At 68.9% G+C, this 23,845-nt stretch carries 24 protein-coding genes and 1 tRNA gene; 15 read left to right on the forward strand and 10 right to left on the reverse strand.

Annotated features, from left to right (window positions below):
• The first annotated feature begins 16 nt into the window (after nt 1-16).
• The 6 genes from ABS772_RS15045 to ABS772_RS15070 all read left to right on the forward strand — a co-directional run bounded on the left by ABS772_RS15045 (nt 17) and on the right by ABS772_RS15070 (nt 5,739).
• Nucleotides 17-1,387 carry an RluA family pseudouridine synthase gene (locus tag ABS772_RS15045; RefSeq protein ID WP_350395664.1) on the forward strand — a complete coding sequence of 457 codons (1,371 nt, stop codon included), beginning with the start codon at nt 17-19 and terminating at the stop codon, nt 1,385-1,387.
• A gap of 254 nt (nt 1,388-1,641) precedes the next feature.
• Nucleotides 1,642-2,043: a serine/threonine protein kinase gene (locus ABS772_RS15050; protein WP_350395665.1), complete on the forward strand. Its 402-nt coding sequence runs from the start codon at nt 1,642-1,644 to the stop codon at nt 2,041-2,043.
• Between the two features lie 20 nt (nt 2,044-2,063).
• Nucleotides 2,064-2,765: an HAD-IA family hydrolase gene (locus tag ABS772_RS15055; RefSeq protein ID WP_350395666.1), complete on the forward strand. Its 702-nt coding sequence runs from the start codon at nt 2,064-2,066 to the stop codon at nt 2,763-2,765.
• 100 nt (nt 2,766-2,865) lie between these two features.
• Nucleotides 2,866-3,669 (forward strand): ATP12 family chaperone protein, encoded by an 804-nt coding sequence (locus tag ABS772_RS15060; protein ID WP_350395667.1) that lies wholly within the window; start codon nt 2,866-2,868, stop codon nt 3,667-3,669.
• 171 nt (nt 3,670-3,840) lie between these two features.
• Entirely contained in the window at nt 3,841-3,978 is a 138-nt protein-coding gene (locus ABS772_RS15065; RefSeq protein WP_350395668.1) for a hypothetical protein, read from the forward strand.
• Between the two features lie 228 nt (nt 3,979-4,206).
• Nucleotides 4,207-5,739 carry an acyl-CoA carboxylase subunit beta gene (locus tag ABS772_RS15070; protein ID WP_350395669.1) on the forward strand — a complete coding sequence of 511 codons (1,533 nt, stop codon included), beginning with the start codon at nt 4,207-4,209 and terminating at the stop codon, nt 5,737-5,739.
• 58 nt (nt 5,740-5,797) lie between these two features.
• Here ABS772_RS15070 and ABS772_RS15075 read toward each other — a convergent pair whose 3' ends face one another.
• The 3 genes from ABS772_RS15075 to ABS772_RS15085 all read right to left on the reverse strand — a co-directional run bounded on the left by ABS772_RS15075 (nt 5,798) and on the right by ABS772_RS15085 (nt 6,949).
• Nucleotides 5,798-6,124: a hypothetical protein gene (locus ABS772_RS15075; RefSeq protein WP_350395670.1), complete on the reverse strand. Its 327-nt coding sequence runs from the start codon at nt 6,122-6,124 to the stop codon at nt 5,798-5,800.
• A gap of 70 nt (nt 6,125-6,194) precedes the next feature.
• Entirely contained in the window at nt 6,195-6,749 is a 555-nt protein-coding gene (locus tag ABS772_RS15080) for a tellurite resistance TerB family protein (RefSeq protein WP_350395671.1), read from the reverse strand.
• 125 nt (nt 6,750-6,874) lie between these two features.
• Nucleotides 6,875-6,949: transfer RNA gene (locus ABS772_RS15085), tRNA-Val, on the reverse strand.
• Nucleotides 6,950-7,176: 227 nt separating this feature from the next.
• On the opposite strand from ABS772_RS15085, the gene ABS772_RS15090 reads away from it, so the two are divergent.
• The 3 genes from ABS772_RS15090 to ABS772_RS15100 all read left to right on the forward strand — a co-directional run bounded on the left by ABS772_RS15090 (nt 7,177) and on the right by ABS772_RS15100 (nt 9,681).
• Nucleotides 7,177-7,824: a TetR/AcrR family transcriptional regulator C-terminal domain-containing protein gene (locus tag ABS772_RS15090; protein ID WP_350395672.1), complete on the forward strand. Its 648-nt coding sequence runs from the start codon at nt 7,177-7,179 to the stop codon at nt 7,822-7,824.
• A gap of 34 nt (nt 7,825-7,858) precedes the next feature.
• Nucleotides 7,859-8,878, forward strand: coding sequence for a ketol-acid reductoisomerase (gene ilvC, locus ABS772_RS15095; protein ID WP_238254966.1), 1,020 nt, complete (start codon nt 7,859-7,861; stop codon nt 8,876-8,878).
• Nucleotides 8,879-9,027: 149 nt separating this feature from the next.
• The gene (locus tag ABS772_RS15100) at nt 9,028-9,681 is read left to right on the forward strand and encodes a pyridoxamine 5'-phosphate oxidase family protein (RefSeq protein ID WP_350395673.1); all 654 of its coding nucleotides are present in this window, start codon (nt 9,028-9,030) and stop codon (nt 9,679-9,681) included.
• A gap of 248 nt (nt 9,682-9,929) precedes the next feature.
• Here the strand turns inward: ABS772_RS15100 and ccrA are convergent, their stop codons facing one another.
• A complete protein-coding gene (gene ccrA, locus ABS772_RS15105) occupies nt 9,930-11,228 on the reverse strand; it encodes a crotonyl-CoA carboxylase/reductase (protein ID WP_238254964.1) in 1,299 nt (432 codons plus the stop codon).
• A 408-nt stretch (nt 11,229-11,636) separates the two neighbouring features.
• Between ccrA and ABS772_RS15110 the strand changes: the two genes are divergently transcribed.
• Nucleotides 11,637-13,703, forward strand: a complete 2,067-nt coding sequence (locus ABS772_RS15110) for a protein meaA (RefSeq protein WP_350395674.1) — start codon at nt 11,637-11,639, stop codon at nt 13,701-13,703.
• Nucleotides 13,704-13,838: 135 nt separating this feature from the next.
• On the opposite strand, the gene ABS772_RS15115 is transcribed toward ABS772_RS15110, so the two are convergent.
• The gene (locus ABS772_RS15115; protein WP_350395675.1) at nt 13,839-14,585 is read right to left on the reverse strand and encodes a glucose 1-dehydrogenase; all 747 of its coding nucleotides are present in this window, start codon (nt 14,583-14,585) and stop codon (nt 13,839-13,841) included.
• Between the two features lie 107 nt (nt 14,586-14,692).
• Here ABS772_RS15115 and ABS772_RS15120 point away from each other — a divergent pair, with 107 nt between their 5' ends.
• Nucleotides 14,693-15,022, forward strand: a complete 330-nt coding sequence (locus ABS772_RS15120) for an ArsR/SmtB family transcription factor (protein ID WP_350395676.1) — start codon at nt 14,693-14,695, stop codon at nt 15,020-15,022.
• 181 nt (nt 15,023-15,203) lie between these two features.
• The gene (gene trpS / locus ABS772_RS15125; protein ID WP_238254960.1) at nt 15,204-16,265 is read left to right on the forward strand and encodes a tryptophan--tRNA ligase; all 1,062 of its coding nucleotides are present in this window, start codon (nt 15,204-15,206) and stop codon (nt 16,263-16,265) included.
• 12 nt (nt 16,266-16,277) lie between these two features.
• On the opposite strand, the gene ABS772_RS15130 is transcribed toward trpS, so the two are convergent.
• A complete protein-coding gene (locus ABS772_RS15130; RefSeq protein WP_238254959.1) occupies nt 16,278-16,451 on the reverse strand; it encodes a hypothetical protein in 174 nt (57 codons plus the stop codon).
• A 157-nt stretch (nt 16,452-16,608) separates the two neighbouring features.
• Between ABS772_RS15130 and leuD the strand changes: the two genes are divergently transcribed.
• Complete coding sequence (gene leuD, locus ABS772_RS15135) at nt 16,609-17,214, forward strand: 3-isopropylmalate dehydratase small subunit (protein ID WP_350395677.1); 606 nt, start codon at nt 16,609-16,611, stop codon at nt 17,212-17,214.
• Nucleotides 17,215-17,221: 7 nt separating this feature from the next.
• Here leuD and ABS772_RS15140 read toward each other — a convergent pair whose 3' ends face one another.
• Both ABS772_RS15140 and meaB read right to left on the reverse strand, forming a co-directional pair.
• Nucleotides 17,222-17,842 (reverse strand): pyroglutamyl-peptidase I family protein, encoded by a 621-nt coding sequence (locus ABS772_RS15140; protein ID WP_350395678.1) that lies wholly within the window; start codon nt 17,840-17,842, stop codon nt 17,222-17,224.
• Nucleotides 17,839-18,828, reverse strand: a complete 990-nt coding sequence (gene meaB, locus ABS772_RS15145; RefSeq protein ID WP_350395679.1) for a methylmalonyl Co-A mutase-associated GTPase MeaB — start codon at nt 18,826-18,828, stop codon at nt 17,839-17,841. Before meaB ends, ABS772_RS15140 begins: the two co-directional genes overlap by 4 nt.
• 146 nt (nt 18,829-18,974) lie before the next feature.
• Between meaB and ABS772_RS15150 the strand changes: the two genes are divergently transcribed.
• Nucleotides 18,975-20,009, forward strand: a complete 1,035-nt coding sequence (locus ABS772_RS15150; protein ID WP_350395680.1) for an alpha/beta hydrolase — start codon at nt 18,975-18,977, stop codon at nt 20,007-20,009.
• A gap of 137 nt (nt 20,010-20,146) precedes the next feature.
• Nucleotides 20,147-20,494: a hypothetical protein gene (locus ABS772_RS15155; protein WP_350395681.1), complete on the forward strand. Its 348-nt coding sequence runs from the start codon at nt 20,147-20,149 to the stop codon at nt 20,492-20,494.
• A gap of 147 nt (nt 20,495-20,641) precedes the next feature.
• Here ABS772_RS15155 and ABS772_RS15160 read toward each other — a convergent pair whose 3' ends face one another.
• Both ABS772_RS15160 and ABS772_RS15165 read right to left on the reverse strand, forming a co-directional pair.
• Entirely contained in the window at nt 20,642-22,522 is a 1,881-nt protein-coding gene (locus tag ABS772_RS15160; protein WP_350395682.1) for a S9 family peptidase, read from the reverse strand.
• Nucleotides 22,523-22,590: 68 nt separating this feature from the next.
• The gene (locus ABS772_RS15165) at nt 22,591-23,511 is read right to left on the reverse strand and encodes a L,D-transpeptidase (RefSeq protein ID WP_350395683.1); all 921 of its coding nucleotides are present in this window, start codon (nt 23,509-23,511) and stop codon (nt 22,591-22,593) included.
• Nucleotides 23,512-23,845 lie beyond the last annotated feature (334 nt).

Genomic DNA, 23,845 nt, shown 5'->3' on the forward strand with positions numbered 1-23,845 from the left:
ATGATAGCAGCGGCGCATGAAGGGACGTCCTCCACATCGCGGCTCCGGCGCCAAACGCGGACCCGGCGGATTCGCGCCGCGCGCCGGCACGGGACCGCGCACATCTGCCAAGGACGCCGCGCAGCGCGCCGCCCGCAACCGCGGCGAGGATGTCAGCGACCTCTCGCCGTGGGACGACGGCACGGCACCCGAGAGCGCGCCGCGCCCGCAGCGCGCGCCGAGAGCCGCCGCACCGAAGCCGGACGCGCCGCGAACCCGGGCGAAGCCGCCGGTTGCCAAAGCCCCTGGTGCCAAGATGTCCGCGGCCAAGGCGCCGCGGAGCGAGCCCCCTGCCCCGCCCGCCGGCCCGACCCGCCGCGAGCAGCGCGCCGCCGCCTCGGCGACGCTGGCGAGCGGCGTGCAGACCCTCACCGTCGCCCCCGACGAGGCCGGGATGCGCATCGACCGCTTCCTCGGCGCGCGCTTTCCCCAGCTTCCCTTCACCCGCGTGCAGAGCATCGTCCGCAAGGGCGAGCTGCGGGTCGACGGCAAGCGCGCCAAGCCGAACGACCGCCTGGAGCCCGGTTCGAGCGTGCGGGTGCCGCCGCTCAAGCTGGAGCAGCCCGCCGACAGGCCGCGCAGCGCCACCAAGGTCGCGGGCGACGCCGAGTTCCTGCGTTCGCTGATCCTCTACGAGGACGCGGATATGATGATCCTCAACAAGCCGTTCGGCCTCGCGGTGCAGGGCGGCTCGGGCACCGTGCGCCACGTCGACGGCCTCCTGGAAGCGCTGACCGGGCCGGACGGGCAGCGCCCGCGCCTCGTCCACCGCCTCGACAAGGACACGGCCGGCTGCCTCATCGTCGCCAAGACGCGGCTGGCCGCCGCGACCTTGGCCAAGAGCTTCCGCTCGCGCGCAGCGCGCAAGATCTACTGGGCGCTGGTGGCGGGCGTGCCGCGCACCCGCCAGGGCCGGGTCTCGACCTACCTCGTCAAGGACGAGCCGACCGATGCCGACGCGCGCATGCGGGTGGCCAAGCACGGCGACGAGGGGGCGAGCCACGCCCTCACCTACTACGCCACCGTGGATCAGGCGGCCCAGAAGCTCGCCTGGCTGTCCTTGAAACCCGTGACCGGCCGCACGCACCAGCTCCGCGCCCACGCCGCCCATATCGGCCACCCCATCGTCGGCGACCCGAAATATTTCGATGTCGAGAACTGGGAGCTGCCCGGCGGCATCCAGAACCGCCTGCATCTCCTCGCCCGCCGCATCGTGATCCCGCATCCGCGGACCGGCCAGCCGATCGATGTCAGCGCCCCCCTGCCCCCGCACATGGCGCAGAGCTGGAACCTGCTCGGCTTCGACGCCGCGCGCTACGACCCGATCGTCGAGGCGCCGGAAGCCTGAGCCGGCCGCCGGCGCTTCACGACAGCGCGGTGCGCCTTGGAAGACGGGGCGCCTGCCATAGGTCTTGCCATAGGCCGCGCATCGTCAGCGTTCCGCGTGGACGGGAACACGGCGAGGTGCTTTGATCGCTTCGGCGTCCGATCCGGCGAAGCCGCGTCGGCGCTCGGATCGATGGGCCGTGACAGGATCTGCCGCCGGGCCACTCGGACGTCGCCCTCCCGCCGGTGGCCGCTGCAACGAGGTTTTAGGATCGCATGAGGCCCGTCACGCTGATTTCCGTCGCGCTTACCGGCCTGCTCTGCGCCGTCGCGCCGGCCGGCGCGGCACCGCCCGGCGACGGGGCGAAGGGGGCGCCTCAGGCGCAGGCCCCGGGACAGCCCCAGGCGGTTCAGCCCCAGGGAGCGCAGAATCTGGGGCAGCCGCAACCCGCCGCGACGTCGTCCCAGGTGGCGCCCGCACCGCGCGCGCAGAACCAGGGGCAGAATCAGGGAACGCGTGCCTCCGAGCGGCGACGCCGCACCTCCTACGCCGCCTGCAACCGCGAATCGCATCGCCGCAAGCTCTCGGGCGGCGCCCGCCGCCGCTTCCTCGTCCGCTGCCGGCTCGGCTACGAACGGCGCCCGGCCTCGCAGCCGGCGCCCGCCCGCCGGCCTTGAGCCTGCGGGGCTCTGCGTCCGTGCTCAAACTCATCGTCTTCGACGTCGATGGCACCCTTGTCGACAGCCAGCACCTGATCGTGGAGGCGCAGCGGCGCGCCTTCTCCGAGCATGGCATGGAGGCACCCGCGCGCAAGGAAGCCCTGTCCGTCGTCGGGCTCTCCCTGCCCGACGCGTTCCGCCGTCTCGTCGGCGAGGCCGGACCGATCGAATCGCTCTCGCACAGCTATCGCAAGGCGTTCCAGGCCTTGCGCATCGATCCCGACTACGAGGAGCCGCTGTTTCCGGGAATGGCCGAGCTGGTCGAGCGGCTGCATCGCCGCGACGACATCCAGCTCGGCATCGCCACGGGCAAGTCGCGCCGCGGCGTCGATCACCTCGTGGACAAGCACGGCTGGGAGCGCTGGTTCGCCACGATCCAGACCGCCGACGACGCGCCCTCCAAGCCGGATCCGGCGATGCTGCTCCAGGCGATGGACGAGGCCGGGGCCGAGCCGTCCATGACGGTGATGATCGGCGACACGACCTACGACATGATGATGGCCAGGAGCGCCGGCGTCGCGGCCATCGGCGTGGGCTGGGGCTACCACGCGCCCGGCGCCCTGTTCAGCGCCGGCGCGGTCACCGTGGTCGATTCGGCCGCGTCCCTGAGCGAGCTGTTCTCGGGGCCTCTCGACGGCTCCCGAGCCGGCCCGGTCACGCAACGGCTCGCCGCCTCGTAAGGTGCAGCGGCGACGCCCGGCGGCCACCGTCAGGACGACAGGCGGGTGCCCTCCGCGGCCGAGACTCGCGCGGGGCTTCGAGAAATCCTATCTGCGATCCATGAGCACCTCAGACGACGACGTGACCCGCGACTGGCTGGGCGAACCCGGCGACGACAGCAAACACGATCCGGTCCGCGCCGCCCGCGCGAGCACGGCGCCGACCTTGCCGAAGCGTTTCTACGCGCAGGCCGGCATCGCGCCGGCCGAGGGCGGCTTCCGCCTCGTCCTCGACGGGCGCGGCGCCAACACGCCCGGCCGCCGGCCGCTCGTCGTGCCCGACGCCGTGCTCGGCGAGGCGCTCGCGGCGGAATGGGCGACGCAGGAGACGGTGATCGACCCGCGCACGATGCCGCTGACCCGCCTCGTCAACACGACGATCGACGGCGTCGTCGAGCGCCGCGCCGCGGTGGCCGAGGATCTCGGCGCCTTCGCCGGCACCGATCTCGTCGCCTATCGCGCCGGAACACCGGAACGTCTCGTCGCCGAGCAGGCCGCGGCCTGGGACCCGCTCGTGGCGTGGGCCGCCGAGACCTTGGGGGCGCGGCTCTTCCTCGCCGAGGGCGTGATGCATGTCGAGCAGCCCGAAGGCGCGGTCGCGGCCCTGCGCGCCGCCATCGACGCAGTCGACGACCCGTTTAGGCTGGCCGCGCTCCACGCCATGACCACGCTGACCGGCTCCCTCGTGATCGCGCTGGCGGTGCTCCACCGGCGCCTGAACGCGGACGCGGCCTGGGCGGCGGCGCATGTCGATGAGACCTATCAGGCGGGCGTCTGGGGCCGCGACGCGGAGGCCGAGGCCCGCCTCGCGCATCGATGGGCGGAGTTCGAGGCGGCGTCCGTCATCGCGCAGCGCCCCGCCTGACCGGCGAGGTGCCTCCCGATGATGCCGGTACGTTCACGCGTGAGGCATCGCGCTTATTCTTAGAGCAGTTAAACTGTACTCGTTTCTTTAAGTCCAGGTGTCGCTTTCCTGCACTATCGGATCGGTTCGGTCCCGCTCCACTCTCGCTCTCGTCTGATTTTGGAGACGAACGTGCCGACCCTTCGTATCAATGCCCGGCAGGTCACCCTTGCCACCCTCGCCGCCCTGCTCGCCCTGAGCGCTGCCGCCTGTGCGACCAAGCCCCCGCCCCCGCCGGTCGAGCCGGCGCCGCTCATCAAGAAGGGCTGAGCGGTCGAGCTTTCCGTCGGAAGCGCATGAAAGCCGGTGGTCGCGGTCTTCGGGCCGGGGCCACTGCATCGGCCGGGCTGCCGAGAACGGACTGCGATAGGCTACTCCCGAGCCGTTTCCGAGGGCGGGAACGCGTGCTAAGGGCGATCGAACGGTGCAAGGTCAAGCTCTTATGCTCTGATCTGCATTCAAAAAACGATTTCGATTGCCAGGGAGTCTCGCCGGATCATGAAGGACATTCTCGAGAAGCTTGAAGAGCGCCGCGCGCAGGCCCGTCTCGGCGGCGGGGAGAAGCGGCTCGAGGCGCAGCACAAGCGCGGCAAGCTCACGGCGCGCGAGCGCATCGAACTCCTGCTCGACCACGGGTCGTTCGAGGAGTTCGACATGTTCGTCCAGCACCGCTCCACCGATTTCGGCATGGAGAAGCAGAAGATCTCCGGCGACGGCGTCGTCACCGGCTGGGGCACCGTGAACGGGCGCACCGTCTTCCTGTTCTCGAAGGACTTCACCGTCTTCGGTGGTTCGTTGTCGGAAGCGCACGCGCAGAAGATCGTCAAGGTTCAGGACATGGCGCTGAAGATGCGCGCGCCGATCATCGGCATCTTCGACGCCGGCGGCGCCCGCATCCAGGAGGGCGTCGCGGCGCTCGGCGGCTACGGCGAGGTGTTCCGCCGCAACGTCGCCGCCTCCGGCGTGATCCCGCAGATCTCGGTCATCATGGGGCCTTGCGCCGGCGGCGACGTCTACTCGCCGGCCATGACCGACTTCATCTTCATGGTGCGCGACACGAGCTACATGTTCGTCACCGGCCCGGACGTGGTGAAGACCGTCACCAACGAGGTCGTGACGGCCGAGGAACTGGGCGGGGCCAAGGTCCACACCACCAAGTCCTCGATCGCCGACGGCTCGTTCGAGAACGACGTCGAGGCGATCCTGCAGATCCGGCGCCTGCTCGACTTCCTGCCCGCCAACAACATCGAGGGCGTGCCGGAGATCGAGAGCTTCGACGACGTCAACCGCCTCGACAAGTCGCTCGACACCCTGATCCCGGACAACCCGAACAAGCCCTACGACATGGGCGAGCTGATCCGCCGGGTCGTCGACGAGGGCGACTTCTTCGAGATTCAGGCGGCCTACGCCCGCAACATCATCACCGGCTTCGGCCGCATCGAGGGCCGCACCGTCGGCTTCGTCGCCAACCAGCCGCTGGTGCTAGCCGGCGTGCTCGACTCGGACGCCTCCCGCAAGGCGGCCCGCTTCGTGCGCTTCTGCAACGCCTTCTCGATCCCGATCGTCACCTTCGTCGACGTGCCGGGCTTCCTGCCCGGAACGGCGCAGGAATATGGCGGCTTGATCAAGCACGGCGCCAAGCTGCTCTTCGCCTACAGCCAGGCGACGGTGCCGCTCGTCACCATCATCACGCGAAAGGCCTTCGGCGGCGCCTACGACGTCATGGCCTCGAAGCATGTCGGCGCCGACCTCAACTACGCGTGGCCGACGGCGCAGATCGCGGTGATGGGTGCCAAGGGCGCGGTCGAGATCATCTTCCGCAGCGAGATCGGCGACGACGCGAAGATCGCCGAGCGCACCAAGGAGTACGAGGACCGCTTCCTCTCGCCCTTCGTCGCGGCCGAGCGCGGCTATATCGACGAGGTGATCATGCCCCACTCCACCCGCAAGCGCATCGCGCGGGCGCTCGGGATGCTGCGCACCAAGGAGATGGAGCAGCCCTGGAAGAAGCACGACAACATTCCGCTCTGATGCGGAAATGTCGGCCGCCCTTCGGGGCGGCCTTTTTTTGGCGATGGCCTGCCGGCGACTAACTGCGCTTTGGCCGAGCCCCGACCCGCTCGAATTGCGTTCCGAACTTGAGATTGTAGGCGTAGAACTCGCCTTCCAGGGTGATCACCAACTCGGTGATGTTCGATCGTTGAAAGCTGTCCTCGCCCGATCTGTCCTCGATCTTGAGGCTGACGGTCAGAGCGCCGTCGACGACGTTCACGAGCTTGTAATCGTAGTCGATCGGTTGGCCGAAGCAGGTGATATCGCCTCCTCGCACGATGAGCTGCGAGGCTGCGTCGTCGACATCCGACCAGCGTCCCTGCATCTCGTGGGGGAGCGGCGCATCGCGCCCGGATCGTTCCATCGACGGCTCATCGAATGCTTCGAAACAGGGACGTGGCGCCGCTCCCGGTTCTGCGCCGTCGAGACCGACGCTATCCGAAATTTCCCGTGCGGCTCGCCGCCAGTTCCGGCTTGCCGGCGCTCAGCCGCCGCTTCAGCCGCACCAGCGCCTCGCGCTGCAACTCGCTCGGCGCGGAATGCGCCGAGGCGACCTTCGTCAGCATGTCCACGAGATGCATCCGCTCCTCGATGGTCAGCTTCTCGCGCAGCAGCGGAAGCAGCGGATCGGCCACCAGCGAGAACGGGCGCCGCTCCTCAGTGTAGCGCCACGCCCGCTCGAAGGTCGCGGAGATCGTCTGGATCTCCAGCGGGTTCTCCATGAATTCGAAGATACGGGTCTTCTCCGACGCCGTGACCGGGCTGCCGGTGCGCACGATCTGGATCATCAGGATGACGGCCGCGAGCCGCACGTCGTTCACCCGCTGCAGCGGCGTCCCGATGATGTTCTCGAAGGCGGACTTCGCCTTGCGCTGAAGCCCCTTCGTGTCCTGATCGATCTCCTTGAGCTGCTTGACCGTGTAATGGGCCCGCAGGAGCCAGATCAGGACGCCGGTGATGAGGGCAGCGACGAGAATGAGGACCGGCAAAGGCGTCTCCGCACGAGCGCGAGGGATGCGAATCGCGGCGAAGCTCACCACGCAGCCGGCATGGGGTCAAACCATGCCGTCGGCCGGGCAGACGAACGAAAACGGAAAGATTTGTAGGAAGGGCGTGGTGGGCGCGACAGGGATCGAACCTGTGACCCTTCGCGTGTGAAGCGAATGCTCTCCCGCTGAGCTACGCACCCGAGCCCCACGATGCCGCCTGCGGAAGGGCGGCACGGGCGTCGCCATGGCGACGGACGGCCGTATACGCCGAGGCCGGGCGCTCGGCAAGCGGGTTCGGCATCCCCTACGACGGAATCGTGACGGCGCCAGGGACCGCAGGATATCCTGTGGCCTCGGGTTGCCGCGTGGATGCGAGTGGGCTAGGAGGGCGTACCGTACGGTACGGTACTGTTCCACCAGCCGGATCATGCAGGCGAGCCCCGTTCCTACCGAAGCGCCGTCCGCCGAGACGCCCTCCCCGCGTCAGCGGGCCGTGCTCGACGCCGCCCTGGCGCTGATGGTCGATGGCAGCGATCCGCTGACCATGGATGCGGTGGCGCGCCGGGCGAGCTGCTCCAAGGAAACGCTCTACAAGTGGTTCGGCGACCGCGACGGCCTGCTCACCGCGACGGTGCGCTGGCAGGCTTCGCGGGTCCATGCCGGCCGCTACGAAATCAGCGGACTCGACGCCGCCGCCCTGCGCGAAAATCTCGTCGATTTCGCCGAGAGCTGGCTCGCGGTGATCGGCAGCCGCACCTCGGTCGCCCTCAACCGGATCGCCATCGCCGAGACCGGCTCGCGCAACAGCAATCTCGGCGGCATCGTCCTGGCGAACGGCCGCTTCGCCATCGGCGAGCGGGTGAAGCCCGTGCTGGAGGCCGGCCGCGCGGCGGGCCTCCTCGCTTTCGAGGACAGTGAAGCGGCGTTCCGGACCTTCTTCGGTCTGGTCGGCCGCGATATCCAGATCCGACTTCTCCTCGGCGACGCGCTCGATCTCGACGCCGCCGGGATCCGGAGCGACGCGGCCCGTGCCGTCGAGCAGTTCCTGGCCCTCTACGGCCAGGCGAAACCCTGAACCGAAACCCCAGCCAACCAGAGAGGATACCCCCATGCGCGTCTATTACGATCGCGACGCCGACCTGAACCTGATCAAGGGCAAGAAGGTCGTCATCGTCGGCTACGGCAGCCAGGGCCACGCCCACGCGCTCAACCTGCGCGATTCCGGCGTGAAGGACATCGTCATCGCGCTCCGCGAAGGCTCGGCCACCGCCAAGAAGGCGGAGCACGAGGGCTTCAAGGTGATGAACGTCGCCGACGCCGCGAAGTGGGGCGACGTGGTGATGATGCTCACCCCCGACGAGCTTCAGGGCGACATCTACAAGGAGTCGCTCGAGGGCAACATGAAGGAGGGCGCCGCCCTCCTGTTCGCCCACGGACTCAACGTGCACTTCAACCTGATCGAGCCGCGCAAGGATCTCGACGTGCTGATGGTCGCGCCGAAGGGCCCCGGCCACACCGTGCGCGGCGAGTACCTCAAGGGCGGCGGCGTCCCGACGCTGATCGCCATCGCGCAGGATGCCTCGGGCAACGCCCACGATCTCGGCCTCTCCTACGCCTCGGCGAATGGCGGCGGCCGCGCCGGCATCATCGAGACGACGTTCAAGGAAGAGTGCGAGACCGACCTGTTCGGTGAGCAGGCCGTGCTCTGCGGCGGCCTCGTCGAACTGATCAAGGCCGGCTTCGAGACGCTGGTCGAGGCGGGCTACGCCCCCGAGATGGCCTATTTCGAGTGCCTGCACGAGGTGAAGCTGATCGTTGACCTCATCTATGAGGGCGGCATCGCCAACATGAACTACTCGATCTCGAACACCGCCGAGTACGGCGAGTACGTCACCGGCCCGCGCATCGTGACGCCGGAGACCAAGGCCGAGATGAAGCGCGTCCTCAACGACATCCAGTCGGGCATCTTCACCCGCAACTGGATGCTGGAGAACAAGGTCGGCCAGACCTCGTTCAAGGCCACCCGCGCCAAGCTCGCCGCCCATCCGATCGAGGAGGTCGGCGCCAAGCTCCGCGGCATGATGCCGTGGATCTCGGAGAAGGCCCTGGTCGACAAGACCAAGAACTGATGTTTTTGGATCGGGAGGCCGTGCTTTGCTCGGCCTCCACTGTTGCGGAGGGCCGGTTCGCGCCAGCGTGACCGGCCTTTCTCTTGTCCGGACCTTGGCTTAAAAGCCCCCCGGGAGGCCCGCGAAACGAGGCCCCGGAGGAGACGCACATGGCATCGCTCTACTCGGAAGCGCACCGCGCGCTTCAAGAGGAATTCGGCACGACCAAGCTCGCCGTCCGCCTGGACGAGGATTGGGTGCACGAGACGATCCAGCCGGAAGAGGCCGCCTTCATCGGCTCGCGCGACATGTTCTTCCTGTCCACCGTCGATCCCGACGGCATGCCGACCGTTTCCTACAAGGGCGGCCCGACCGGCTTCGTGAAGGTGGTCGACGGCTCGACGCTGGTGTTTCCCGGCTTCGACGGCAACGGGATGTTCTACTCGGTCGGCAACATCGCGGGGCAGGCCAAGGTCGGTCTCCTCTTCATCGACTTCGAGACACCGCACCGCATCCGCGTCCAGGGCCACGCCTCGCTGCTGCGCGACGACCCGCTGATGGCCGAGTACACGGAAGCGAAGTACCTCGTGAAGGTTGACGTCACGAAGATCTGGGTCAACTGCCCGCGCTACATCCACAAGTACAGGAAGCTCGAGCAGAACAAATACGTGCCGCGCCCCAACCGGGAGACGCCGCTCGCCGCCTGGAAACGTCTCGACCTCGCCGGCGACGTGATCAGCGACGAGGACAAGGCGCGGGTCGCCAAGGAAGGTCGCCTCGAGGTCTCCGAATACGAGGCGCTCGTCGCCCGCGGCGAGGCCTGAGCCGGCCGCCGCTTCGGCAACCGGTTGTTCGCCCCGACCGGAACGGCAGGCCGAACGGTCGGCCGCTGCGATGAAGGATCAAAAAAGCCCGCGCATCCTGTGCGATGCGCGGGCCTTTTCGTGTCCGGTCGGCCGCATGCGGCGGCACTCCCTGGTCCGTCCTCGCGAGACGAGGCGTCGCCATCCGGCGCGCCCCCCTCGCACACCTGGATCGCCTTGCCCCGCTCGCGAGGACGGCGGAGCCTAACTCACATCGCCTTGAGCGGACCAGCCTCGATCACATCCTCGACCGTGCGCAGGCCCGCGCGGGTCGAATTCACGAGCACGGCCATGTTGCCGGGCGGGTGCTGGTTCTTCCACATCTTGGTGTGGGCCGCCGGGATCTTGTCCCAGGGAAACACCTCGCTCATGCAGGGATCGACGCGCCGGTCCATCACGAACTGGTTGGCGGCCGAGGCCTGCTTGAGATGGGCGAAGTGCGAGCCCTGGATGCGCTTCTGGCGCATCCAGACGTAGCGGGCGTCGAAGGTGATGTTGAAGCCGGTGGTGCCGGCGCAGAACACCACCATGCCGCCGCGCTTCACCACGAGCGACGAGACCGGGAAGGTCGCCTCCCCTGGATGCTCGAACACGATGTCGACGTCGTTGCCCTTGCCGGTGATGTCCCAGATCGCCTTGCCGAACTTCCGGGCTTCCTTGAGCCAGGTGTTGTACTCGGGCGAGTTCACCTTCGGCAGCTGGCCCCAGCACTCGAAGTCCTTGCGGTTGATGACGCCCTTGGCGCCGAGGCTCATGACGTAGTCGCGCTTCGACTCGTCCGAGATCACCGCGATGGCGTTGGCGCCCGACGCCGCGCAGAGCTGCACGCCGAACACGCCGAGGCCGCCAGAGGCGCCCCAGATCAGTACGTTCTGCCCCGGGCGCACGGTGTGGGGCGCGTGGCCGAACAGCATGCGGTAGGCGGTGGCGAGGGTCAGGGTGTAGCAGGCCGCTTCTTCCCAGGTGAGGTGCTTCGGCCGGACCATGAGCTGGCGCGACTGCACCCGGCAGAACTGGGCGAAGGAGCCGTCGCCGGTCTCATAGCCCCAGATGCGCTGGGTCGGCGAGAACATCGGGTCGCCGCCGTTGCACTCCTCGTCGTCGCCGTCGTCCTGGTTGCAGTGGACGATGACCTCGTCTCCGACCTTCCAGCGCTTCACCTTGGCGCCGACCTTCCAGACGATGCCGGAGGCGTCGGAACCGGCGATGTGGTACTCGCCCTTGTGCACGTCGAACGGCGAGATCGGCTCGCCGAGGCCGGCCCAGACGCCGTTGTAGTTCACGCCCGCGGCCATGACGTAGACGAGCACCTCGTCGTCGCCGATCTCCCACACGGGCAGCACTTCGAGCTGGTGCGACTCCTCCGGCGGTCCGTGGCGCTCGCGGCGGATCGCCCAGGCATACATCTTGGCGGGCACGTGGCCGAGCGGGGGGATCTCGCCGAGCTCGTAAAGGTCCTTGGCTTCCGCCGTCTGCCCGGTCCAGGCCGGCGCTGCGCTTGCAGCCATCGTGGCACTCCCTGTCCTATTCACGGCTCGCGCGCCTCGATCCGCGCGACCTTGGCCGACGCTATAAGCACGATGTTTCCGGCCTTCCAAGTGGCCTAAAAGGCGAGGCTTCGTCCGGTCCGCATAAAAACCTGGCGCTACGGTCGGACTGCGTATTTGAATTCAAAATAACGTGGAGATGAACCCTCGCCAACGTGCTCTCACTTCGAACCAAGTCTCTCCACGACGGGGCATGGACCCGAGCTCTCATTCAAAAATTCGCTTTGAGCCGGATCAAGTTTTTCCAATTCCGAGAGTAACGATCCTCGACCTTTCTCCTAGATGACGAGCCGCGACGGCTTCGCTACGGTGCCGGCCAACAGCCGTGCCTCAAGGCGCGCGAATGCATCGGATCAGGGAGTCGAGTGGATGAGCGCGCAAGCGGGCGTCGCCGAGGTCAAGCGCGACAAGCCGTGGATCATCCGCACCTATGCGGGCCACTCCACGGCGGCGGAGTCGAACAAGCTCTATCGCGGCAACCTCGCCAAGGGCCAGACCGGCCTCTCGGTCGCCTTCGATCTGCCGACGCAGACCGGCTACGACCCCGATCACGAACTCGCCCGCGGCGAGGTCGGCAAGGTCGGCGTCTCGATCGCGCATCTCGGCGACATGCGGACCCTCTTCGACCAGATCCCGCTGGCGCAGATGAACACCTCGATGACGATCAACGCCACGGCGCCGTGGCTGCTGTCGCTCTATCTCGCGGTGGCCGAGGAGCAGGGCGCGCCGATCGCGGCGCTCCAGGGCACCACGCAGAACGACATCATCAAGGAATACCTCTCGCGCGGCACCTACGTGTTCCCGCCCGCGCCCTCGCTGCGGCTCACCAAGGACGTGATCCTGTTCACGACCAAGAACGTGCCGAAGTGGAACCCGATGAACGTCTGTTCCTACCACCTGCAGGAGGCGGGGGCGACCCCGGTCCAGGAACTCTCGTACGCGCTCGCCATCGCCATCGCCGTGCTCGACACGGTGCGCGACGACCCCGATTTCGACGAGGCCAGCTTCTCGGACGTGTTCAGCCGCATCTCGTTCTTCGTGAACGCCGGCATGCGGTTCGTCACCGAGATCTGCAAGATGCGCGCCTTCGCCGAGCTGTGGGACGAGATCGCTCAACAGCGCTACGGCATCACCGACGCCAAGAAGCGGATTTTCCGCTACGGCGTGCAGGTCAACTCCCTCGGACTGACGGAACAGCAGCCCGAGAACAACGTGCACCGCATCCTGATCGAGATGCTGGCGGTGACGCTCTCGAAGCGCGCCCGCGCCCGCGCGGTGCAGCTCCCGGCCTGGAACGAGGCGCTCGGCCTGCCTCGCCCCTGGGACCAGCAATGGTCGATGCGGATGCAGCAGATCCTCGCCTTCGAGACCGACCTGCTCGAATACGACGACATCTTCGACGGCTCGACCGTGATCGAATCCCGCGTCGAGGCGCTCAAGGAGCAGACCCGGGCCGAATTGAAGCGCATCGCCGAGATCGGCGGCGCGGTCTCGGCGGTCGAGGCGGGCGAGTTGAAGCGGGCGCTGGTGGAATCGAACGCCAAGCGCATCGCGGCGATCGAGAAGGGTGAGCAGATCGTCGTCGGCGTCAACAAGTGGCAGCAGGGCGAACCCTCGCCGCTCACCGCCGGGGATGGGGCGATCTTCACCGTCTCGGAGACGGTCGAGATGGAGGCCGAGGCCCGCATCCGCGAGTGGCGCGCGAAGCGCGACGACCGCGCGGTCGGTCAGGCGCTGGACGATCTGGAACAGGCCGCGCGCTCGGGCGCCAACATCATGCCGCCCTCCATCGCCGCGGCGAAGGCGGGCGTGACCACCGGCGAATGGGGCCAGCGTCTGCGCGAGGTTTTTGGCGAGTACCGCGCGCCGACCGGCGTGACGCTCGAGACGGTCACCTCGGGCGCGGCGGAGGAGGCGCGCCTGCTCATCGCCGACCTCGGCGAGCGCCTCGGCGAGACGCCGAAGCTGGTCGTCGGCAAGCCCGGCCTCGACGGTCATTCCAACGGCGCCGAGCAGATTGCGCTCCGCGCCCGCGATGTCGGCTTCGACGTGACCTACGACGGCATCCGCCAGACGCCCACCGAGATCGTCGCCAAGGCGAAGGAGCGCGGCGCCCACGTCATCGGTCTCTCCGTACTCTCCGGGAGCCATGTGCCGCTGGTGCGCGAGGTGAAGGCGAAGCTGCGCGAGGCCGGTCTCGACCACGTGCCGGTCGTCGTCGGCGGCATCATCTCGACCGAGGACGAGCTGGTGCTCAAGAACATGGGCGTCACGGCGGTCTACACGCCGAAGGACTACGAGCTCGACAAGATCATGGTCGGGCTCGCCAAGGTCGTGGAGCGTGCTCTCGACAAGCGCGCCGCCGACCGGGCGGATACGGAAGCCGGCGTGCCGGGCGCGCCGAAAAACAACGGGGACGCCGCTCAGGTCTTCTGAGGGCTGCCGCGTCGCGGCGGACGGCCTTCTCGCCCCCGGCGGTGAGAAGGCGCTCGAAGTCCCGCCGTCGGCGGCAAGTGCACCCGCGCTCGCGGATGGCCGGATCGGGCGATCCGAGAGCGCGGAGGCTCGGCCTCAGCGAATGCCGCCGCTGGCGTTGATCACCGCGCCGGTGACCCAGCGGGCGTCGTCCGAGGCGAGGAAGGCGACGACGCCGGCAATGTCGTCCGGCTGGCCGGCCCGGCCGAGCGGGGTCGTCGCGACGAAGCCGGCCTCCATCTCCGAGCCGGCGATGCCGGCGCTATGGGTGCCCTCCGTGACCACGTAGCCGGGGCTGACCGTGTTCACCCGGATCTTGCGCGGAGCGAGTTCATTGGCGAGGACGCCGGAGATCGCGTTCAGGGCACCCTTGGTGCCGGTATAGACCGCGCTGGTCGGCGTCTCGACGTCGATGACCGCCGACGAGATATTGATGATGCTGCCGCCCTCTCCGAGGTGTTTCGTCGCCGCCTGGGTCACCAGCAGGACGCCCAGCACGTTGATGTCGAACAGACGACGATAGTGCTGTTCGGTCACGTCCTCGATCGCCGCGAACTCATAGACGCCGGAATTGTTCACCAGCACGTCGAGCCGGCCGAACTGCCGTACGGCGGTCTCGATCAGACCGTGCGCCTGCGCGGCGTTGGAGACGTCGGCCTGGACCGCGACGGCCTTGCCCCCGGCGGCCGTGATGCTCTCGACGACGGCGTCCGCGCCGGCCTTGCTCGACGCGTAGTTGACGATGACGGAAGCACCGTCCTTCGCCAGAGCCTTGGCGATCGCGGCGCCGATCCCCTTCGATGCGCCGGTTACCACCGCGACCTTGCCCTCAAGCTTCGACATCTGTGCTAACCCTTCGACATGGGCCGGCTCCGGTGCGGCGCCTCAGTCCCATAGTTCGGGATTTCGGAACTATGGAAGCGAGGTTCAAGTCCCCATATGGATGAATCATGAGGCCCCTGTTTCACCCAGCGATTGAGGACGTCCAGCCGGAGGCGATCCTGCACGCCCTGTCGGATCCGCGTCGGGCGGAGATCTTCGCCCGGATCACGAAGGCGGGGTGCGTCCAGGCTTGCTCGGCCGTGTCCGCCCTGGGCGATCAGGTCATCCCGAAATCGTCCCTGTCCAGCCACTTTAAGGTGCTGCGCGAGGCCGGTTTGATCCGCTGCGAGCGTCACGGCGTCGAGATGCGCAACCATTCTCGCTGCGCCGAGGTCGAGGCCCGCTTTCCCGGCCTCCTCCCGGCGATCATGAACGCCTACGCGGCGCGGTGTTCCTGATCGCGGGTTCGGAGGGGTCCGCATAGGCTGCATCCGCGAGGTCGAAATTCGGGATCGGACAGGGCGCGCCCGTGCCGTCCATCCTGCTTGACCCGCCGCCGCCGGCGGTGCCAGAAACCGCCGCTTCAAGCGGGATGCGAGATCGCCTCGGCCCGGACCTTCTTTCCAGGGACCCGCGCCGATGGCCGCGTTCACCGAACTCGTGTTCTCCGGCGTCCAGCCGACCGGGAACCTGCATCTCGGCAACTATCTCGGCGCCATCAAGCGCTTCGTCGAGATGCAGCAGCGCGACGCGCAATGCCTCTATTGCGTGGTCGATCTCCACGCCATCACCCTTTGGCAGGATCCGCAGGCGCTGAAGGGGCAGATCCGCGAGGTCACGGCCGCCTTCCTCGCCGCCGGCATCGATCCGACCCGCTCCATCGTCTTCAACCAGTCCCAGGTGCCCCAGCACGCGGAACTCGCCTGGATCTTCAACTGCGTCGCCCGCCTCGGCTGGCTCAACCGCATGACGCAGTTCAAGGACAAGGCCGGCAAGGACCGGGAGAACGCCTCGATCGGTCTCTACGACTACCCCGTGCTGATGGCCGCCGACATCCTGGCCTACCGGGCGACCCACGTGCCGGTGGGCGAGGACCAGAAGCAGCACCTCGAACTGACCCGCGACATCGCCCAGAAATTCAACAACGACTTCGCTGGGTCGATCCTGGCGCACGGCCACGGCGAGCAGTTCTTCCCGCTGACCGAGCCGCTGATCGGCGGGCCGGCGGCGCGGGTCATGTCCCTGCGCGACGGCACGAAGAAGATGTCGAAGTCGGACCCGTCCGAGTATTCGCGCATCGCGCTCACCGACGACGCGGACGCCATCGCGCAGAAGGTGCGCAAGGCCAAGACCGATCCGGAGCCCCTCCCCTCGGAGACCGCCGGGCTCGCAGGGCGGCCGGAGGCCGACAACCTCGTCGGCATCTTCGCGGCCCTGCGCGGCATCACCCGCGACGAGGTGCTGAAGGATTTCGGGGGCGCGCAGTTCTCCAGCTTCAAGCCGGCCCTGGTCGATCTCGCCGTGGAGACGCTGGCGCCGATCGGCGCCGAGATGAAGCGGCTCGTCGCCGATCCGGCCTATATCGACGGCGTGCTCGCCGACGGGGCGGGCCGGGCCGAGGCGATCGCCGCGCCGACGCTGGACGCGGTCAAGGACATCGTCGGCTTCGTCCGGCGGGGTCCGGCGCTCAGGGCCGTGTGAGGCGTCGCGCCGTCACCGGCGCGGCTCGTCCTTGCGCAGGTGACGGCCGTAGGCCTGTTCCTTCTCCTCGCGCTCCTTGATCAGGTCGGCATAGGCCTGGCGCATCTCGGGCGAGACGGCGACGCTCTTGCCCTTCGACGGCTTGCGCTTGGGCGCCTTCTTGAAGGTGTCTGGTGTCTCGGCCATCGTCCGCGCGCTCCCCTTCGTCCGATCCGTTCATATGGCAAGCCTGATGCCGGCCGGTATAGGGCGTCTACCGGGACGGCGATTCGACTGCTAGATACCGGCGGACCGAGGCCGGGGGACATCTACCCGGCATCCGACGACGATTTCGAGAAGACCGATGGAAAAGTTCACGACCCTGGAGGGCGTCGCCGCGCCCATGCGGATCATCAACATCGACACCGACCGCATCATCCCCAAGCAGTATCTCAAGACGATCAAGCGCACCGGGCTCGGCCAGGGCCTGTTCTCCGAGATGCGCTACAACGACGACGGGTCGGAGAACCCGGATTTCGTCCTCAACCAGCCGGCCTACCGCAACGCCAAGATCCTGGTCGTCGGCGACAATTTCGGCTGCGGCTCGTCGCGGGAGCACGCGCCCTGGGCACTCGCCGATTTCGGCATCCGCTGCGTGATCTCCACGAGCTTCGCCGACATCTTCTTCAACAACTGCGCCAAGAACGGCATTCTGGCGATCGTCGTCCCGCCGGAGGATCTCGAGAAGCTGTTCGAGGATGCGGAGCGCGGCGCCAACGCGACGCTGACGATCGATCTCGCCGCGCAGACCATCAAGGGACCGGACGGCGGCACCCTGCATTTCAACATCGACGAGGGCCGCAAGCACAACCTGCTCAACGGCCTCGACGAGATCGGCCTGACCCTGGACCAGAAGGCCCCGGCGATCGACGCCTACGAGGCGAAGCTCGCCCAGCGCGAATGGGCCTGATCAACCACTAACGCTGCGCCCTGCTCCGCAGGGCCAGCACCCGCGCCGCCTCGACGAAGGCGGCGGCCCATCGATCGAGGGTGGGCCGGCGGCGCCCTCCCCCGGCCGTCGGGCGCCGGGTGCGCGGCGGCATCGGGACGTGCAGGAACACGACCGGACGGTCGGCTGCCAGGGCTTGGAAATACGAGGCGTTGCACAGGTAGCGCCCGGCATCGCGCGAGGCCACGGCCGCGAGCCCGGCGCGCCGCAGCGCCACGAGCACCTGCGCCGCGGCCCGGCTCCGGCGCTGGGCCGGGCTCTCCGGCTCGAAGGCGAGGGTTCGCCCCACCGCGCCGCCCGCATCGGGAAACAGCCGGCTTACCCGGTTGACCGCACGGGTCTCGACGCAGACGCGGGATCGCCGCGCGGCGACGCCGATCATCAGGACCGCGCTCGGGCCTTCCGCCAGCGCCGGGGCGAGCTGCGCGTCGAGGGCGGCGTAGCGGGTGTCGAGCACGAGGCAGTCCGGCGCCTGCCCGAGGACGCGGCGCAGATGCGGCGAGCCCGCCAGCCGCCGGGCGAGGCGGGCGCTCGGGTTGTCGGGCACCGTCGGGAACGGGCCGAACCCCGTGACGAGCAGGCGGCTCACAACCCGATCAGCGTTGCTATCGCGTCGGCCCCGGCGGCCGGCGAGTGCTCGCCGCCGGCCACGGCCCGCTCGGCCTCGGCGGTCGCCTGGCGCACCTCGGCGCTGCCGACGAGGCGCTGGTGCAGCCGCTCGTGGACCAGTGCCCACATCCACTTCACATCCTGCTCACGGCGCTTCTTCGCGATCTCGCCGGTCGCGGTGAGCTTGGCGCGATGGTCCTCGATCCGGCTCCACAGGCCATCGAGCCCCTTGCCGTGCAGGCCGGAGATCGTGACCACCGGCGGCGTCCAAGTCGCCGACGGCGGGGTCAGGATGTGGAGCGCGGCGCGGTACTCGGAGGCCGCGGCGTTGGCCCGGCGCTCGCCCTCGCCGTCATCGGCCTTGTTGACCGCGATCATGTCGGCGAGTTCGAGAATGCCCTTCTTGATGCCCTGGAGCTCGTCGCCGGCGCCCGGCAGCATCAGCACGAGGAAGAAGTCGGTGAGGTCGGCCACCGCGGTCTCCGACTGGCCGACGCCGACGGTCTCGACGAGGATTACGTCGAAGCCCGCCGCCTCGCACAGCAGCATGGTCTCGCGGGTCTTGGCCGCCACGCCGCCGAGGGTGCCCGAGGAGGGCGAGGGCCGGATGAAGGCGTTGCGGTCGATGGCGAGCCGCGCCATCCGCGTCTTGTCGCCGAGGATCGAGCCGCCGGTGCGGGTCGAGGACGGATCGACCGCCAGCACCGCCACCTTGTGCCCGGCGCCCGTCAGCAGCGCGCCGAGGGCGTCGATGGTGGTCGACTTGCCGACGCCCGGCACCCCGGTGATGCCGACCCGGATCGCCCGGCCGGTCCGCGGCAGCACCGCGTCGATCAGGTCGCGCGCCGCCGCCCGGTGATCGGCCCGACGCGACTCGGCCAGCGTGATGGCGCGGGCGAGCGCCGCCCGGTCGCCGGCCAGGAGCCGCTCGCGGATGTGATCCATGTCGGGAAGGGTCGCGCTCATCGCTCCTTCATGCCGGGGCGTCGTGCGGGCGTCGAGTGGCCAAAATCCCAATCGTGCCCCGCCACGGTCAAGATCCTGCGCGAAGGAGGAGCGCCCGGCGCCGGCCTGCCACCGGAACGGGCTTCTTCGGGGACCCGAGACCGGTCATGCAGCCCTCCGACGCGACGCGCCGCTCCCTCCTGCGCCTGATGGGCCTCGCCGGCGTGGCCGGCCTCTCCCCTGCCCTGTCGGCCTGCGTCATGGACGGGCTCGCCACCGGCACCGTCGCCGAGACGCAGTCGGCGCTCGACGTGAGCCCGGTGCTGCTCGTCGCCACGACCCGCCGCCCGGCCACCGGCAACCCGCCGAAGGCGCCGTTCTTCGGCTCCGAGCGCGGGCGGGGCCTGAGCTTCGCCGAGGCGCGCATGTCGGCGCCGGACCGCTCGCTGATCGGCAAGGTCTCCGCTGTGGTGGGCGGCGATTGGGGCGTCCGCTCCGTCGGCGAGGTCACGACGGGGCCGGGTGCGGCGGCCGCCTTCGCGCAATCCGCCTTCGGCCGCGACGTGCTGATCTACGTCCACGGCTACCGCGAGAGCTTCGAATCCGCCGCGGTCAGCGCCGCGCGCCTCTCCGACGGGATCCGCTTCAGCGGCGCCTCGGCGTTGTTCACCTGGCCGTCGGCCGCGGCGACCTTCGATTACGGCTACGACCGCGAGAGCGCCCTGTGGTCCCGCGACGCCTTCGAGGATCTCCTGAAGACCGTGACCACCACGCCGAGCGGCGGGCGCATCCACATCGTCGCCCACTCGATGGGGACGCTGCTGACGCTGGAGACCCTGCGCATGCTGCGGGTCGAGGCCGGTGAGGCGGCGGTCGCCCGGATCGGCGCGGTGGTGCTCGCCGCGCCCGACATCGACATCGACCTGTTCGCCAACGGCGTGGAGCGCCTGGGGCCGGATGCCAAGCGCATCACCGTCATCTCGGCCACGAACGACCGGGCGCTGGAGCTCTCCGGCGCCATTGCCGGCGGCGTCGTCCGCGCGGGCGCCGCCGACCGCGAGCGCCTGGAGGCGCTCGGCGTCCGCGTCGCAGACGCCTCGGATTACGGCGGCGGCATCTTCAACCACGACCTGTTCCTGTCGAATCGCGAGGTGCAGGGCGTCGTGAAGCGCGCCATCGCCCGCGGGAGCAGCGGCGCGTAATCGCGCGCGGGACCCCATCGACGAATCCGGTTCCGGCGTCCTACAAGCGCCGCCGAACCCGGCCACACCGGTCGGGTTTCATGCGCAGCGCCGCCCGTCGGCCTGCGGCCCATTTCCCTCCTTCGAGGACGTTCCCGATGTTCACGCTCGAGATCGACGGCACGGCGATCGCGGTCATCAACGGCGACGAGGCGACCGCCCGCGACCTGTTCACCTGCGACGGCTTCAAGGAGGACATCCGGACGATGACGACGGCGGGTCGTCCGATCTGGAACGGCACCTCCGAGCTCACCGTGCGCAAGTCCACGGAGGACGAGATCGAGGAATTCGAGGACGCGCTCGCCGCCGATGACGGCGAGGGCGATTTCGAGCCCGACGAGCAGCACGCGGCCGAGGGCGGCAGCGGCGCCGACGACGAGGAGGCCGACATCGTCTTCCTCGTGGACATCGACGACGAGGACGAGGATCAGCCGCACGACGCGTGACCGGTCGAGCGCGAGTGGAGCGGATACTCTCCTCCCCCTTGTGGGGAGGAGTGGGAGGTGGGGGTGGTTCAGGATGCGGCGTCGCGTTGCCTCCTGCACCACCCCCACCCTTTTATCCCTCCCCACAAGGGGGAGGGAACGAGCGGCTCACCCCTCCCGCACCACCTGCATCGACGTTCCCATCGATTCCGCCTCGCGGATCGGCTCGCAGCGTCCGCCGAGGTAGCGTGCCAGAAACGCCTCGGCGCGGGCGAAGAAGGCCAGCCGGTTGGCCGGGCGCACGAGGCCGTGGCCCTCGTCCGGGAACAGCAGGTAGGTGACCGGGATGCCGCCCCGCTCCATCGCGGCGACCATCTGGTCGGATTCGGCCTGTTTCACCCGCGGATCGTTGGCGCCCTGCACGATCAGCAGCGGCGCCTTGATCCGGTCGGCGAAGTAGACCGGCGAGCGCTCGCGGATCAGCGCCATGCCCTCCTCGGTGTCCGGATCGCCGATGGCGCGGTGGAGTTGCGCCCGCATCGCCTCCCAGTAGGGCGGGATCGTCCGCACGAGGGTCTCGAGGTTGGCCGGGCCGACGAGATCGATGCCGCAGGCATAGGCCTCCGGATTGCGCGTCAGTGCCATCAGCGTGGCGTAGCCGCCGTAGCTGCCGCCCATGATCGCGACGCGGGCGGGGTCGGCCACGCCCTCGGCCACCGCCCAGGCGACGGCGTCGCTGAGGTCGTCGTCCATCCGCCGGCCCCATTCGCGGTCCCCCGCGTTGAGGAAGGCCTTTCCGAAACCGGTCGAGGAGCGGAAATTGACGCTGAGCGCGGCGTAGCCGCGGTTGGCCAGCCACTGGTGCAGACCGTCGAAGCCGTAGCTGTCGCGCGCCCACGGACCGCCGTGGACGAGGAGCACCAGCGGGCCGGGCGCTTGCGCGTCGAGCGGGCGGGTGAGGTAGGAGACGAGGTCGAGCCCGTCGCGGGAGCGGATGATCGCCGGGCGCATCGATGCGAGCGGGGCGCCCTCCAGCTCCGGCCGGGCGCTGCCGAGCGAGCGCAGGCTCTTCGCCCGCCGGTCGTAGATCGCGGCTTCGCCGACGCGGGTGTCGGCGCGGGCGACGACGATCCAGAGCGAATCGTCCTCCGTGCGGCTCGCCGGATACCAGTCGCCGAGGCCCTGATTGTCGAGGAAGGCGAAGTCGTCGGCGAAGCGCGGGTCGAGCACGTGCCAGGACTTGCGGGCATGGGTGACCGAGTAGGCCACCGGCTCGTGCGTCTCGACGTCCTGCAGCACGGCGCCGATATCCGCCTCCGCGTGCGAGGCCAGTACGCGGGTCTCAGCCGTAGCGAGGTCGATCCGGGTCAGCGCCGCGGTGTTGCGCCCGCGGCTGTCGCGGCAGAACAGGGCGGTGCCAGCGGCGTCGAGATTCTCCGCGCCGGAGACGCGGGCATCCTCGGGCGGGAAGGTGAGCCGCGGCTTCCAGTTCGCGCCGTCGGGGGCGAGCAGCTCGCTCGAACCGTCCGGTCGATTGCGGAAGGCGAAGCGCACGGCGTAGCGCTCGTCGATGAGGAAGCCGGCGAAACCCGGATTCTCGACGACCAGGCTGCGCTCGCCGGTGGCGAGATCGACGCTGTACAGGTCGTGGAAGCGCGGATCGCGGTCGTTGATCGCCACCAGCACGCGGTCGCGCACAATGCGGCTCACGCCCACGATCGCCGCGGCGATGCCGGGATAAGGCGTCAGGTCGCGGCGCTCACCGGTGGTGAGATCGACGGCGTAGAGATGATTGTTCTCGTCGCCGTCCGCGTCCTGCACGTAGAGCAGGTGGCGCCCGTCATAGGCGAAGCCGTAGGCGTCGATACCGCGGCGGCGGTCGGTGGTGACGGGCACGGCGGCGTCGAGGTCGTCGAGCGGCGCCGACCAGATGTTCAGGACGCCCTCGAAGGGCGCCACCCACCCGAGGCGGCGCCCGTCCGGGCTGATCTGATGGCCGTAGCGCGTCGGATTGCCGAACAGGTGCTCGCGGGGGATCAGATCGACCATGACGTCTCCTCGAAGTCCGGCGCCCGCCTCGGGCAACGCGCTCGGGTTTCGAGGAAACTATCGCGGGATCAGCCGAGCACCACCACCTTGGCGCCGACCTCGACGCGGTTGAACAGGTCGATGGCGTCCTGGTTGATCATGCGGATGCAGCCCGAGGACACGCTCTTGCCGATGGAGTGCGGCTCCAGCGTGCCGTGGATGCGGAACAGCGTGTCCTTGTTGTTCTGCCACAGATACATGGCCCGCGCGCCGAGCGGGTTGCGGCTTCCGCCGGGGACGCCGAGGCCGCTCTGCAGTTTGTCGACCTCGCGGGCCAGATCCGGCCGGCGGGCGATCATCTCCTTGGGCGGATACCAGTCCGGCCAGGCCTGCTTCGAATTGACGGTCGCGGTGCCCGACCAGGAGAAGCCCTGCTTGCCCACGCCCACGCCGTAGCGGCGCGCCCGGCCGTTCGGCAGGACGAGGTAGAGGAAGTGGGCCTTGGGATCGACCACGATCGTGCCGGGCGGCTCGGTGGTGCGGAAATCGACCTCCTGGCGCAGGTAGATCGGATTGAACTTCTTGTAGGCGATCGCCTGGACGGGAAACGGCTCGTTGGCGATCGCCGCGTAGGCCCGCGTGTAGTCGATCGGGCCGTTATCGGGCTCCTGCGGCGGCACCGGATAGCCGGCCTGCTGCTGGCGCGGCGTCTGGTTCGGCGCCTCGGCGGCGGCGGGCGGCTCACCGCTGCGCTCGGCCCGGCGGCGGGCATAGGCCTCCGCGTCGATGTCCGTCTGCGAATCGGGCACCGGACGTCCGTTGCTCACGCGCCCGTTATAGGGAACGTACTGCCCGCCGCGGCGGCGGTAGAGCTGGCCGTTGCCGTCCTGATAGAGGCGGTCGTCGTCGAAACCGTCGAAGGTCTGGGCGAGGACGCGCCCCGGCAGGGTCGCGAGCCCGAGGGTAGTCGCGGCTCCGACAAGAAGCTTACGGCGGTTCTGAAATGACATGGATCGCTCGATCGAATGGGCCGGGCCGAGAAACGTCCCCGGAATACGGAGGAACGGTCACGATCATCCGGGCCGGCTGAACTGCCCCGCTTGTTCCCTAGCAAGGAAGCGCGCGGGCGTCAGGGCCGGACGCAACCGTCAAGGCTCCTGCACCGCCAACTGTGCGAACATTGTGTCCGAAAGGTTACACGCGTGTCCGCCAAGCGCCGGGCAGGCAGCTTTAACGATTTCGCAAAAAAGGTGCGGATCGCGAGGCAAATCGTGGCGAACGGCGATTGCTTTGGCGAGGGCGCTGCCTAGATCAAGCGTAGCCGTTCGGCCCCGACCACGGACT

Source organism: Methylorubrum podarium, from assembly GCF_040270385.1.
Taxonomy (GTDB): domain Bacteria; phylum Pseudomonadota; class Alphaproteobacteria; order Rhizobiales; family Beijerinckiaceae; genus Methylobacterium; species Methylobacterium podarium.